The sequence below is a fragment of the Geomonas limicola genome, from assembly GCF_014193675.1.
In the GTDB taxonomy this organism is placed as follows: Bacteria; Desulfobacterota; Desulfuromonadia; order Geobacterales; family Geobacteraceae; genus Geomonas; species Geomonas limicola.
This window is the reverse complement of the sequence record NZ_BLXZ01000011.1, coordinates 164,198-176,779: the sequence shown is the minus strand read 5'-3', so window position 1 is coordinate 176,779 and position 12,582 is coordinate 164,198. Positions and strand designations below refer to the sequence as shown.

The 12,582-nt window shown below is 61.6% G+C and carries 11 protein-coding genes and 1 rRNA gene; 10 read left to right on the top strand and 2 right to left on the bottom strand.

Annotated elements, in window-relative coordinates; genetic code table 11:
- The 3 genes from rrf to ung all read left to right on the top strand — a co-directional run.
- A 5S ribosomal RNA gene (gene rrf, locus H7688_RS21765) occupies positions 1-87 on the top strand; the annotation flags it as partial.
- Between the two features lie 203 nt (positions 88-290).
- Complete coding sequence (gene modF / locus H7688_RS21760; protein WP_183363356.1) at positions 291-1,760, top strand: molybdate ABC transporter ATP-binding protein ModF; 1,470 nt, start codon at positions 291-293, stop codon at positions 1,758-1,760.
- A 17-nt stretch (positions 1,761-1,777) separates the two neighbouring features.
- Positions 1,778-2,467, top strand: coding sequence for a uracil-DNA glycosylase (ung, locus tag H7688_RS21755; protein WP_198424518.1), 690 nt, complete (start codon positions 1,778-1,780; stop codon positions 2,465-2,467).
- A 112-nt stretch (positions 2,468-2,579) separates the two neighbouring features.
- Here ung and H7688_RS21750 read toward each other — a convergent pair whose 3' ends face one another.
- The gene (locus H7688_RS21750) at positions 2,580-3,860 is read right to left on the bottom strand and encodes a M16 family metallopeptidase (RefSeq protein WP_183363355.1); all 1,281 of its coding nucleotides are present in this window, start codon (positions 3,858-3,860) and stop codon (positions 2,580-2,582) included.
- A 316-nt stretch (positions 3,861-4,176) separates the two neighbouring features.
- Here H7688_RS21750 and H7688_RS21745 point away from each other — a divergent pair, with 316 nt between their 5' ends.
- The 7 genes from H7688_RS21745 to aroC all read left to right on the top strand — a co-directional run bounded on the left by H7688_RS21745 (position 4,177) and on the right by aroC (position 12,049).
- Positions 4,177-4,701, top strand: a complete 525-nt coding sequence (locus H7688_RS21745; protein WP_183363354.1) for a DUF4142 domain-containing protein — start codon at positions 4,177-4,179, stop codon at positions 4,699-4,701.
- A gap of 115 nt (positions 4,702-4,816) precedes the next feature.
- The gene (locus H7688_RS21740) at positions 4,817-5,734 is read left to right on the top strand and encodes a DMT family transporter (protein ID WP_183363353.1); all 918 of its coding nucleotides are present in this window, start codon (positions 4,817-4,819) and stop codon (positions 5,732-5,734) included.
- Between the two features lie 84 nt (positions 5,735-5,818).
- A complete protein-coding gene (locus H7688_RS21735) occupies positions 5,819-6,286 on the top strand; it encodes a hypothetical protein (protein WP_183363352.1) in 468 nt (155 codons plus the stop codon).
- Positions 6,283-6,822, top strand: a complete 540-nt coding sequence (locus H7688_RS21730) for a glycine zipper family protein (protein WP_183363351.1) — start codon at positions 6,283-6,285, stop codon at positions 6,820-6,822. The genes H7688_RS21735 and H7688_RS21730 overlap by 4 nt, the downstream gene beginning before the upstream one ends.
- A gap of 125 nt (positions 6,823-6,947) precedes the next feature.
- A complete protein-coding gene (gene lnt, locus H7688_RS21725; RefSeq protein ID WP_183363350.1) occupies positions 6,948-8,558 on the top strand; it encodes an apolipoprotein N-acyltransferase in 1,611 nt (536 codons plus the stop codon).
- A 209-nt stretch (positions 8,559-8,767) separates the two neighbouring features.
- The gene (glgX, locus tag H7688_RS21720; protein WP_183363349.1) at positions 8,768-10,861 is read left to right on the top strand and encodes a glycogen debranching protein GlgX; all 2,094 of its coding nucleotides are present in this window, start codon (positions 8,768-8,770) and stop codon (positions 10,859-10,861) included.
- Positions 10,862-10,966: 105 nt separating this feature from the next.
- The gene (aroC, locus tag H7688_RS21715; protein WP_183363348.1) at positions 10,967-12,049 is read left to right on the top strand and encodes a chorismate synthase; all 1,083 of its coding nucleotides are present in this window, start codon (positions 10,967-10,969) and stop codon (positions 12,047-12,049) included.
- 70 nt (positions 12,050-12,119) lie between these two features.
- On the opposite strand, the gene H7688_RS21710 is transcribed toward aroC, so the two are convergent.
- Complete coding sequence (locus H7688_RS21710; RefSeq protein ID WP_183363347.1) at positions 12,120-12,578, bottom strand: surface-adhesin E family protein; 459 nt, start codon at positions 12,576-12,578, stop codon at positions 12,120-12,122.
- Between the last annotated feature and the right edge of the window lie 4 nt (positions 12,579-12,582).

Genomic DNA, 12,582 nt, shown 5'->3' with positions numbered 1-12,582 from the left:
GTTCCCATCCCGAACACAGAAGTTAAGCCTCTCTGGGCCGATGGTACTGCATGGGAAGCTATGTGGGAGAGTAGGTCGCCGCAGGGAATTTAATTGAAAAGCCCCGCTGAGAAATCAGCGGGGCTTTTCGCGTTCAGACTGCTACTTCAATCAGCACCGGAAACCGGAGAGCCTGGACCACCGGCAAATCCAGTGTCAGCTTTCACGTACCAGTGAAGCGGGTTGACAATCGGCGGTCCGTTGTACGAAACTGTCTCAGTTTCTTGCCGTAGTACTTTGGGGAATTTACTTTGTCACAGATCAGCTTCGACGGGGTCACTGTTAAGATCAATGATTCCGTCCGTCTGGAAAATATCACGCTTACCCTTCGCGAGGATGAGCACTGGGCAATCGTAGGTGCCAACGGCTCCGGAAAGTCTTCCTTCGGTAAGCTGCTCTGCAATAGTTTGAAGATTGTTTCCGGCACCTGTCAGGCTGCCGAGTGCCCGGCTTTTGTCTCATTCGAGAAGTTGAACGAGATTCTCGAGGAAGAGCGCTACAAGGATGACTCCGATTTCATCGGAAAGGTTGACGAAGGCACCCTCGTCACCGACTTCATCCTGGGTGAACATCCTGACGCAGGTGCTCGGGAGAAGCTTGAGGCTCTTGCCAAGGATCTCGCCTTTACCGCCATCCTCGCTCGCGGACTCAAGTTCCTCTCAACCGGGGAAATGCGCAAGGTTCTGATCTGCAAGGCCCTGATGCAGGATCCTGACCTGCTGGTTCTTGACGAGCCGTTCGATGGTCTGGACCGGCAGTCCGTCCTGGTACTCAATGACCTGATCTCGAAGTCGATCGGCAACGGGCTCAGGGTCATTCTGCTGCTCAACCGCTTCAGTGAGATTGTCGCAGAGACCACCCATATCGCCTATGTGAAGGACTGCCGAATCCTCATGGCTGGTCCGAAAGAAGAGCTCCTCAACTCGGAAGCTTTGCGGCGCGTTCATGCCTTTCATTACACCTTGCCCGCCCAACTGCCTCAGTTTGATCCGTCTACCGAGATAGAGCCACTACCGGAAAACTTACCACTCATCGAAATGCACAATGTCGTGGTCCGCTACGACGAAAAGTACGTCCTCAACGGATTGAACTGGCAGGTACGCCGCGGCGAGCACTGGAAGATTTCCGGTCCTAACGGCGCCGGGAAGTCGACGCTCCTCAACCTGATCAGTGGCGACAATCCCCAGGCCTATGCCAACGACATCACCCTTTTCGGGATACGGAAGGGCTCTGGCGAGAGTGTCTGGGATATCAAGAGGCGCATCGGCCTCGTTTCCACCGGCTTCCAGCAGGATTACCGTGTCGGCGTAACGGTGAAAATCGTGGTTATCTCCGGGTTCTTCGACTCGATTGGCGTCTATCATGAGTACTCGAAGACACAGCAGGACATCGCGCTTGAATGGCTCAGGATGCTCCATATGGAAAAGTATCTGGATGCGCCGTTTCGTAACCTGTCCTATGGCGAACAGCGTCTGGTTCTGCTGGCGAGGGCCATGGTAAAGCAGCCAGACCTGTTGATCCTGGATGAGCCGTGCCAGGGACTCGATGATGTGAATCGGGAGATGGTCCTGAAGCTGGTCGATCATCTTGGTAAGACCGGGCGTAGCCAGATCCTTTACGTGACGCATCACCAGGAAGACAGGATTCCTTGTATCCTGAATCACCTGGAACTCGTACCGGCGGAAGGTGGAGGGTTCACCTCACGTATCATATGTGGCTGACCGCGAAAAGGGGGACTATGACGTCATCACAGGTCCAGATGGAAGCAGGCTGGAAGGATCACCTGATCGACGAGTTCGGTAAATCGTACATGCAGGATCTCAGGACATTCCTGCGTGGAGAACTGGCGCAACGAAAGGTCATCTATCCCAAGGGGAACGAGTACTTCAACGCCTTCAACTCGACACCGTTTGAGCAGGTGAAGGTGGTGATCCTGGGGCAGGATCCCTACCATGGCCCTAACCAGGCCCACGGTCTCTGCTTTTCGGTGCAGCAGGGTGTGGAGCCTCCTCCGTCGCTGATCAACATCTTCAAAGAGATCCAGGCGGATCTCGGCCTGAGCCCTTCGGACTTCCGGCACGGCAATCTGAAGAGTTGGGCAGACCAAGGTGTCCTGTTGCTCAACAGCGTGCTGACGGTGGAGCAGGGGCGTGCGGCTTCCCATCAGGGCAAAGGGTGGGAGACTTTCACCGATAAGGCCATCGCCGAACTCAACGAGAAGAGAAACGGTATCGTTTTCATGTTATGGGGATCTTACGCGCACAAGAAGGGCGAGGTCATCGACAGCAGCAAACACTTGGTTCTGAAAGCCCCGCACCCCTCGCCGCTCTCGGCCCACCGCGGATTCCTGGGATGCCGCCATTTTTCCAAGGCAAATGCCTACCTGGTACAGCAGGGGAGCACTCCCATCGACTGGCGCCTGCCCTGACTCAGGAACCGCCCCGCACCTGTGACTGTAGGGGGGGGGCATACTTGGCTAGCAACAAAAAACGCCCCGTCGGAGAAGTCCGCGGGGCGTTTTCTTTGAGAGCACCTTCCGGTCAGGAAGGGAGTGTGAGTTCCATGTCAGGGCCGATCGATTCAAGACGCGGCAGCTGAGGGGTGAAGAGCTCCTCGGCGAGGGCGACGATACTTTCCGGAGACACGGCTTCGAGTTGTTCGAGTTCCTCTGCCATGGTGCGTGCCCGGCCGAAATAGCCGACCTCCTTGGCGAGCGGGATCAGCCAGTCTGCTGGATCATCCAGGCTCAAAAGGAGCTTGCCGCGTGCCTGACGCTTGGCATCGTCGAGGCTGAGGGAGGTAAGCTTCTCCTTGGCAAGTTTCAGCACCTCGCGGTGGCAGACGTCGATCGCCTCCTGTGCGCGGCTGCTGTTGCAGCCAGCCACCACGACGAAGGCCGGCCGGTCGCTGTACTCGAGCAGGTACGCCCCGACCGAGTAGGCCAGCCCGCGCTCCTCGCGCACCTCGCGGAACAGGCGAGAGCTCATGCCGCCGCCCAAGACGAGGCGTAACAACTGCATCGACCAGTAGCGTGAGTCGGTAGGCGGCAGGGAGGGGTAGCCCAAATAAAACTGGACCTGTTGCATGTCGCGCATGTTGTGGCGGGCGCAGCCGACGCCGACCTGGGCCGGAGCGGGGAGCGGCGGTTTGGGGGCCGGTTCGCGAGCGGCGGTGCTACCCAGGTAGCTTTCGATCAGTGAGACGATGTTGTCGTGCTCGATGTTCCCGGCAGCCGCCACTACGGTCGATTTCGGCACGTAGCGCTGCTGCATGTGCTGCATGAGCTGCTCCCGGGTAATGGAGCCGATCACCTCGGGGGTCCCCAGTACCGGCCGGCCCAAGGGGTGCCCCGCCCAAAAGCCTGAAGCAAACCGGTTGTGCAGAAAGCGATCCGGGTTGTCCTCTGCACGCTTGATCTCCTCGAGAACCACACCGCGCTCCATCTCGATCTCTTTCTCGGGAAAGTTGCTATTCAGGAACATGTCGCTCAGCACGTCGAACGCCTGGGGCAGGTCGCTGCTTAAGGCCTTCAGGTAGTAGGTCACCCCTTCCTGGCTGGTGCAGGCGTTGGGCTGGGCCCCTATGGCATCGAGTTCGGTGGTGATCTGGTACGAGCTCCGCTTTTTGGTTCCCTTGAAAAGCAGGTGCTCGATGAAATGCGAAGCACCACCAATTCTGGGGTCCTCATCGCGGGAACCGCTCAGCACATGGATGGCGATAGCTGCCCCCTGAAGGCCGGGCGTCGGCTGGGTGATGATACGGGTGCCGTTGGCGAGTTCGCTCTGGTGAATCTTCGGTAGGTTGGAAAGTTTATCGGTCATGCCTTTCACTCCTTCGGCAACAAGTCAGGCTGGAGTGGTTCGCTCCCCATGACGAGAAAACCTTAGCCAGTTTTAAGATCGTCTGTATTTTCAATGGTTTAATTGTACCCTGCCCGGTCCGGGTTAGTCAAAGGCCCGGGCGAATTAAATTTCCCTCCAAGACAGTTACGCTTTTCTTCAAGGCGCAGGTTCTCTGAACGGGACGTTTCCTTCCGTGGTAAATCCGCTACACTCTCCAAGGTTAAATTAAAAAATACTAATCTAGCTTTTGCGCACTGTGTGAGCTAACTGTGCAGTGGGTCGAGAGGAGGCCTCAATGACAGCGAGATTCTTTTGGATCGGTATCTTGGTGGTAGCGTTGCTGGGGGCAACCTGCGGATGGGGCCTGGCCCAGGAAACCCTGACCCCTGGGGGAAAACGCTTCCTCAAGGAGGCGGCAAGCATCAATGTGATGGAGATGCAACTGGGCCGGTTGGCGCGCGAGCGGGGGGAGGACCCCGAGGTGAAGGAGTTTGGTGAACAACTTGAGATGGATCACGGTAACGCGAAGGACGACCTGCAAAAGGTTGCCGCTGCCAACAACGTCAAGCTCCCCCCCCAGGTGGAGCGCAAGCATGCCGGGCTGCTTGCCAGGCTGACCAAACTTTCGGGAGGGGAGTTCGATCGTACCTTTGTACAGGCGATGATACGAAGCCACAAAAAAAGCGTGGCCCGCTTCAAGAAGGCAAACCGCAGGCTCGACGACGAGGATCTCAAGGCCTGGAGCCTGCACTACCTGCCGATTCTCCAGGAGCACCTGGACCACGCGAGGAGCTTGGCCCAGAAGCTGGGTCGCCACTGAACCTGCCCAACCCTCCGCTATTTCGCCATCAGTTTCTTGACTTTCCAGCGAAAACCAACGAGACTACCCGGCCGGACCTTCGGTCACGGGCTAAATCTGGAAAGCGGGAACTATCATGCAGGCGAAAACTCTCAAGTCAGACCTTTTACTCCTCCTGATTGCCGCCATCTGGGGGGGCGGATTCGTGGCCCAGCGCAACGGGTTGGAATTCCTCGGCCCCTTTACCTACAACGGGGTCCGTTTCGCGTTGGGGAGCCTGTCGCTGCTTCCGCTGGTGTTCCTGAACCGCCGACGCCAGGCCCCGTACCATGGCGCCCTGCCGCAGGGTGGGAGACGCGCCCTGCTGTACGGCGGCCTCTTGGCAGGCGGTGCCCTCTTTCTGGGTGCCTCGCTGCAGCAGGTCGGCATCGCCTCTACTACCGCCGGCAACGCAGGGTTCATCACCGGGCTCTACGTGGTGATCGTACCGATCCTCGGCATGTTCTGGGGGCAGCGCCCCAGCACCGGGACCTGGCTCGGCGCCATCCTGGCTGCCTCCGGTCTTTTCCTCCTGAGCGTTACCGAGCACTTCACCATCGGCTTTGGCGACCTGCTGGAGTTGATCGGAGCCTTCTTCTGGGCAGGGCACGTGCTGCTGATCGGCTGGCTGTCCCCGCGCCTGGACGCCTTCAAGCTCTCCGCCGCCCAGTTCGCCGTCTGCTCGGTGCTGAGCCTGATCACCGCCTTTGCCATCGAACACATCACCTTGTCCGCCATGATCGCCGCCTGGCGCCCCATCGGGTACGGTGGCCTCATCTCCGTCGGTTTCGCGTACACCATGCAAGTCGTGGCACAGCGCGATGCACATCCCGCCCACACCGCAGTCATCCTGAGTGCCGAAGGGGTATTCGCCGCCATCTGGGGCTGGCTCTTCCTGAACGAGGTGCTCGGCACCCGCGGCCTGCTCGGCTGCTGCCTCATGCTGACCGGCATGCTCTGCTCGGAACTCTGGCCCCTCGTCCTGCAGCTTAAAAGCAGGGCGAGCACCGCCTGATCCTGCCACTTTAGCCTTTGCCTTGCCCCCCCGCCGACTGATAAAATAGCGATAGAAGAAAGAAAATCGGCAAAGGGGTGACCCATGAAAAAAGTCGTCATCATAGTCCTTGCAGCCGCCTTCCTGCTGTCCGGCGACTGGATCGGCCAGAGTTTGCAAGTCGCAGAGGCCGCACCGCACGGGGTACATACCGGCGTCGGGAGGGGAGGCAGTGACTGGCGTGGCGGAGGCGGTGGGTGGCACGGCGGAGGTGGTGGCTGGCATGGAGGGTACCGCGGGCACGGCGGCGGGAACTTCAACGTCTGGTTCGGCCCCAGCTGGTGGTGGGATCCCTTCTACTATCCGTACTACTCGTCCTATCCCTACTACAACCAGCCCCAGGTGGTGATCCAGCAGCCCCAGGAATACGTGGTGCCCGAGACCCGATCCCAGGATACCGGGTACTGGTACTACTGCCAGGATGCTAAGGGGTACTACCCCTACGTGAAACGCTGTCCGGGCGGGTGGATCAAAGTTGTTCCCTCGCCGCCAGCAGGGGAGGAAGGGCCATGAGGACGCGCTCTCTTTCGCTATGGTTACTGGGTGTCCTGCTGGTACTGGCGGGGTGCGCCACCATGCCAACAGGACCGTCGGTCCGGGTATTGCCCGCGCCGGGGAAAAGCTTTGAGGAATTCCAGACCGACGATGCCATCTGTCGCCAGTGGGCCGAACGCCAGGTCGGCATATCGCCCCAGGAACGTGCCGATCAGAACACCGCAACCGGTGCTGTGGCTGGTACCGTCATCGGTGGCGGACTGGGTGCGGCCCTCGGTGCCGCGGGCGGCCACGCGGGTGCCGGTGCTGCGATCGGGGCCGGTACCGGCCTGCTCTTCGGAACCGCGGCGGGTGCCAGCTCGGGCGAGTCATCCGGCTACGAGTCGCAGCGGAACTATGACAACACCTACGTGCAGTGCATGTACGCCAAGGGGAACCAGATCCCGGGCGTGGTGCGTCGATCGCCGCGCAGGGCCACGGCACCACCGCCGCCACCCCCGCCGGGTTATGACTATGCGGTGCCGCCCGATTACTACCCGGCACCGGGTCGTTGACCGGTAGTGAATTAATTTGAACACAGAAAGCCGATGTGTTAGGTTCGCCCTGGCTGCACGACGCACCCTGCAGCGAGCTGCTGTGGTAAGGATCGGAAAAAAGGGGACCTTTGCAGGAATAGCCTATGACCATTGGTAAAGCGCTGCCGTTTTGTGCCGCCGTTTTGGGCGGCATCTTGTTTTTTGTGGGGTATGCCGGGTTTGACCAGTTCTATCTGGAATGGGTCTTCTTGCTGCCGCTGTTCTGGGCGATCCGCGACCAGCAGCCTCGGCAAGCCCTATGGCTTGGGTGGTGCACCGGCCTCGTGGGGCACGCTGGAGGCTTTTACTGGGTGATCGGGATGTTCCAGGTCTTCGCCGGCCTCCCCTGGCCCGTGGCCGCCCTGGGACTACTGGCTCTGGCCGCTGCCAACGGTCTGCTCATGGGGGTATGGGCCTGGGCCGTCCGCCTCATTGTTCTGAGAACACGCTGGAACGTGGTCTGGGTGGCACCGGTTATCTGGACCGCCCTCGAAAAGTTCTGGCCAGAGATCTTCCCCAACTACCTGGGCGCAAGCCAGTACCAACTCCCTTGGTTGACCCAGGTTGCCGACCTGGTCGGCATCCTCGGGGTGAGTTTCCTGGTGGTGTTCATCAACGCGGCGCTCTGGAGCGTCCTCACTGGCTGGCTGGAGTCGCGACGCTTTGTCTGGCGCCCGGCGGCTGCACTGGTAGCCGTCCTCGTTGCCGTGCTGGGTTACGGCGCCTTGAGGATCCAGTCGGTCGAGCGCCAGGTGGCCGCAGCCGAGCACATGAGCGTCGGGCTGATCCAGACCAACCAGGGGGGGACGTCCAAGTACTACGATCCGGACGCCCTCTTCCGGGAGCACAAAGCGATGACCGTGGCGCTGGCCCAGGTCCAGCCGCTGGACCTCACGGTCTGGCCCGAGGGGATCTGCGAGATAGCCCTCGCCTTATCCCGAGAGGGTCAGGTACCGGCATTTGCCAGCATGAAGACGCCGATCCTGTGGGGCGCCGTGCTGAAGGAGGTGGGGCCCACCTCCGAGAAATACCGCAATACCTCGGTGCTCACCGACCCCGCGGGGCGCATCCTGGGAACCTACGACAAGAGCGTCCTGGTCCCCTTCGGGGAATACATCCCCTTCGGGGACATCTTCCCGCGCCTTTACTCCTGGTCCCCCTACACCAGCAGGTTCTGGCCCGGTGAGAGCGAAGAACCGCTTACCCTGGGCAAGCACCGGCTCTCGGTGAGCATCTGCTACGAGGACATCTTTCCCCAAAAAATCAGGTCCTTGATGCGCGGCGGTCGCGAGGGGCGCCGGCCCGACGTGATGTTCAACCTGACCAACGACTCCTGGTACGGCAAGTCTACCGAGCCGATGGAGCACCTTGCCCTGGCCAGCTTCCGTTCCATCGAGAACCGCCGCGCCCTGGTACGGGTCACCAACACCGGCATTTCGGCTGTGGTCGACCCGGTTGGCCGCATCGTGAGCCGCACCGGAATCTGGACCAAGGAGACTTTGGTGAGCCGGGTCCCCATGCTGCAGGGAACGACGGTCTACGCCCGCTACGGCGACCTCTTGGGCTGGCTCTGCATCCTGCTAACCGCGTGGTGTATCGGTCAGGCTCTCAGCATGGCAAGGAAGGGATCGGGGGGTGACGGCGCGCCTGGGACCGCTGAGGATGACGGGCTTGTGGCGCACCGTCGAGCGCATCCAGCCAAGAAACGGCATTGAGTGAGCGGGGACACTAACTGGTTCTTCATGTAATGATCAGGGTTCCCTCAGGTTTGACAGCAGGGGATAATCGACTATAGTTCCTGACTCAGCGGCACTACGTTCTTTCAAGACAGGGAATCAGCTTTTTATCGTTCCAGGGGTTCTTTCTGAGAGTACGGACAGAGACTCAAGCGGATCGACCTCCGTTCAGACCCACAAGGGATACGATGACCACTCTGCCAGAAACAACCGAGCTTTTTTGCGAGCTCAATAAAGGAAACACCTCACCTCTTGGTGCGACTGTCTACCATGGCGGGGTGAACTTCAGCGTCTTTTCCCGAGACTGCACCAGCGTCGAACTCTTGCTCTTCGATCACGTCGACGCGGCGCACCCCTCGCGGGTCATCCAGCTCGATCCGAAGTACAACCGTACCTATCACTACTGGCACACCTTCGTACCCGGCATCGGCTCCGGCCAGCTCTACGGCTACCGGGTCACCGGTCCCTTCGCCCCGGAGCGCGGGCTGCGCTTCGATCCCGAAAAGCTGCTCGTCGACCCTTATGGCCGTGCCGTGGCGGTTCCCGCCGGCTATGACCGCGGCGTCGCCTGCCGCCCCGGCGCCAACCTGGCCTGCGCCATGAAGAGCGTCGTTGCCGACCCGCGTGGCTACGACTGGGAAGGCGACCAGCCGCTCAAGCGTCCCTACTCGCGGACCATCATCTACGAGATGCACGTGGCCGCTTTCACCAAGCACCCCTCGTCGGCGGTGGCACCGGAGCGGCGCGGCACCTATGCCGGGCTCATCGAAAAGATCCCCTACCTGAAAGAGCTCGGCATCACCGCGGTGGAGCTTTTGCCGGTCTTCCAGTTCGACCCGCACGACGCCCCCTTCGGCCTCTACAACTTCTGGGGCTACAGCCCGGTCTCTTTCTTCGCCCCCCATGCCGCCTATAGCTCGCGGCGCGACCCGCTGGGGCCGCTCGACGAGTTCCGCGACATGGTAAAGGCACTGCACAAGGCAGGCATCGAGGTGATCCTGGACGTGGTTTTCAACCACACCTCCGAGGGGAGCCACGACGGCCCCACCTTCAGTTTTCGCGGCTTCGGCAACGACGTCTACTACATGCTGGCCGAGGATGGCAGCCCCATCGACCACTCCGGCTGCGGCAACACCTTCAACGCGAACCACCACGTGGTGCGCCGGCTCATCATCGACAGCCTGCACTACTGGGTAAAGGAGATGCACGTCGACGGCTTCCGCTTCGACCTCGCCTCCATCCTGTCCCGGGACAGCGCTGGGCATCCGCTGAAAAACCCGCCCATCCTCTGGGATATCGAGTCCGATCCGGCACTGGCGGGGATCAAGCTGATCGCCGAGGCCTGGGACGCCGGCGGCCTCTACCAGGTGGGAAGCTTCATCGGCGACAGCTGGAAGGAGTGGAACGGCGAGTTCCGCGACGACGTGCGCCGCTTCATCAAGGGGGATAACGGCTCGATCTCCCGTTTCGTGTCGCGGCTTCTGGCGAGCCCGGACATCTACGGCCATCAGGAACGCGAGCCGGAGCAGAGCATCAACTTCATCACCTGCCACGACGGCTTCACCCTGAACGACCTGGTCTCCTATGACCGCAAGCACAACGAGGCCAACGGTGAGCAGAACCGCGACGGCGCCGACCTGAACCTGAGCTGGAACTGCGGCGTCGAGGGGCCGACCCAGAACCAGGCGATCGAGGAGCTGCGTCAGCGCCAGGTGAAGAACTTCCTCGCGGTGACCCTTTTGGCCCTGGGAACTCCCATGCTGCTCATGGGTGACGAGGCGCGTCGCACCCAGCTGGGGAACAACAACGCCTATTGCCAGGACAACGAGATCGGCTGGTTCGACTGGAGCCTGCTGGAGCGCCACGCCGATATCCACCGCTTCACCAGGCTCCTCATCGCGGCGCGCCTGATGCGCGACGACACCACCCTGATGGAATCGCTCACCCTGAACCAGCTCTTGCGGCAGGCCAAGCTCGAGTGGCACGGCGTGCGCCTGGGGGCGCCGGACTGGAGCCACGAGTCGCACAGTATCGCACTCACCGCCTGGAGCGCCTCGCGTCGGGTGGTGTTCCACTACATGATCAACGCGTTCTGGAAACCGCTCAGCTTCGCACTCCCCTCGCCGCGCAAGATGCCGGGCGGCACCTGGTATCGCTGGATCGATACCTCCCGGGAGGCACCGGAGGACATCGCACCGTGGGACGCACTCACCCCGGTTGCCAACGGAAGCTACCGCCTGGTCGGCCGCTCACTGGTGGTCCTGGTCGCCCTCGCCCCGTAGCAGGTCTCGATGCCCGCTGGCAAAAAACGCGGCAGACTCTCGAGAGGTCCTGACCCGCATTCGCTAAAAATTTGGATACGCACCACGTAACGAAAAGGAGTAGGCATGTCTTCAAGCTTCGGGACCCTTTTTAAAGTCACCACCTTCGGAGAAAGTCACTGTGCGGCCGTGGGGGCCATCGTGGACGGCTGCCCTGCCGGGATCGCCCTCGGCGCAGCCGACATCCAGGTGCAACTGGACCGGCGCCGGCCGGGGCAGAGTGCGCTCTCCACGCCGCGCAGCGAGGCCGATCCGGTCTCCATCCTCTCCGGGGTGGAAAACGGGGTCACCCTCGGGACCACGATCGGGCTGTTGGTCCCCAACGCGGACCAGCACCCGGAGGACTACCAGGAGATGGCGGAGGTGCCGCGTCCCTCGCACGCCGACTACACCTACCAGGTGAAGTACGGGGTGCGGGCGCAAAGCGGCGGTGGCCGCGCCAGCGCCCGCGAGACCATCGGCCGGGTGGCGGCAGGGGCCATCGCCGAGAAGTACCTGGCGCAACAGCACGGCATCGAGATCGTCGCCTGGGTTGAGGGTGTCGGGGGACTCGCGGCCGGACGGGTGGACCGGGAGACCCTGACCCGGCAGGACGTGGACCAAAGCCCGGTGCGCTGCCCGGACCCGGAGGCGGCCCAGGCCATGGTGGAGTTGATTACCGAGGTGAAGGACAACAAGGACTCGATCGGCGGCGTGGTCGCCTGCGTCTGTCGCAACGTTCCGGCGGGCTTGGGCGAGCCGGTCTTCGACAAACTGGAGGCGCTTTTGGCCCACGCCATGCTCTCCCTGCCGGCCTCCAAGGGGTTCGAGATCGGCTCCGGATTCACCGGCAGCCGGATGCTGGGAAGCGAGCACAACGATCCGTTCGTGGCCAAGGGGGGACGCCTGGGGACCCTGACCAACCACAGCGGCGGGGTTCAAGGGGGGATCTCCAACGGTGAGACCATCTATTTCCGGGTTGCCTTCAAGCCACCCGCGACCATCGGGCTCAAGCAGCGTACCGCGGGCTTCGACGGCGTCCAAACCGACCTCGAGGCCAAGGGGCGCCACGACCCGTGCATCGTGCCGCGGGCCGTGCCGGTGGTCGAGAGCATGGCCGCCCTGGTGCTGATGGATCTTTTGCTGAGGCAGGAGTTCCGCAAAGGCTGAAACGAAAAAACCTCTCCCAGATTGCGGAGAGGTTTTTTTTATGGGAGGCCCCGAACTTTCCCGGCCTCGACTACTTCTTCCCGGGTGCCACCGGGGTACAGACCTTTTCCAGCACCAGCGACATGCGCTCCCCTGCGGGGACCTGTTCCCAACTGGTCACCCCGGAGAGGTCGCTGCGGTTCAGGACCGCCCCCTGCTCGTCCAGGTGGGTCGCCTCCAGAAGCCGGCTGCGCCCCTCGGTGCAGTCCACCTGGTGCTGGTAGTGCGACTCGAAGAGCGCCTGGTATTTCTTCTGATTCCCCAGAATCTTGACCGCATCGGCCTTCCCCTCGTCGCTGTAGACCACCCGGGTGCGCACCTGCGTCATCCCCTCGTGCGGCTTGGGGCCGCTTTGGTCGTAGTAGAAGCGCGAGTCCTGGTTCTCGTCGAGGAGCACCCAGTCCGGCGCTGCGGCCCAGGCGGCACCCGTCGTCAGAATCGCTGCTGCTGCCAGTACACTACCCACCCACCTCGCTATTTGGTTCACCATGGTT

Coding starts and splice junctions, on each gene's coding strand:
- H7688_RS21740 (WP_183363353.1), top strand. CDS start 4,817: ATGCAGGCGAAAACTCTCAAGTCAGACCTTTTACTCCTCCTGATTGCC.
- aroC (WP_183363348.1), top strand. CDS start 10,967: ATGTCTTCAAGCTTCGGGACCCTTTTTAAAGTCACCACCTTCGGAGAA.
- ung (WP_198424518.1), top strand. CDS start 1,778: ATGACGTCATCACAGGTCCAGATGGAAGCAGGCTGGAAGGATCACCTG.
- H7688_RS21750 (WP_183363355.1), bottom strand. CDS start 3,860: ATGACCGATAAACTTTCCAACCTACCGAAGATTCACCAGAGCGAACTC.
- H7688_RS21745 (WP_183363354.1), top strand. CDS start 4,177: ATGACAGCGAGATTCTTTTGGATCGGTATCTTGGTGGTAGCGTTGCTG.
- lnt (WP_183363350.1), top strand. CDS start 6,948: ATGACCATTGGTAAAGCGCTGCCGTTTTGTGCCGCCGTTTTGGGCGGC.
- H7688_RS21710 (WP_183363347.1), bottom strand. CDS start 12,578: ATGGTGAACCAAATAGCGAGGTGGGTGGGTAGTGTACTGGCAGCAGCA.
- H7688_RS21730 (WP_183363351.1), top strand. CDS start 6,283: ATGAGGACGCGCTCTCTTTCGCTATGGTTACTGGGTGTCCTGCTGGTA.
- H7688_RS21735 (WP_183363352.1), top strand. CDS start 5,819: ATGAAAAAAGTCGTCATCATAGTCCTTGCAGCCGCCTTCCTGCTGTCC.
- glgX (WP_183363349.1), top strand. CDS start 8,768: ATGACCACTCTGCCAGAAACAACCGAGCTTTTTTGCGAGCTCAATAAA.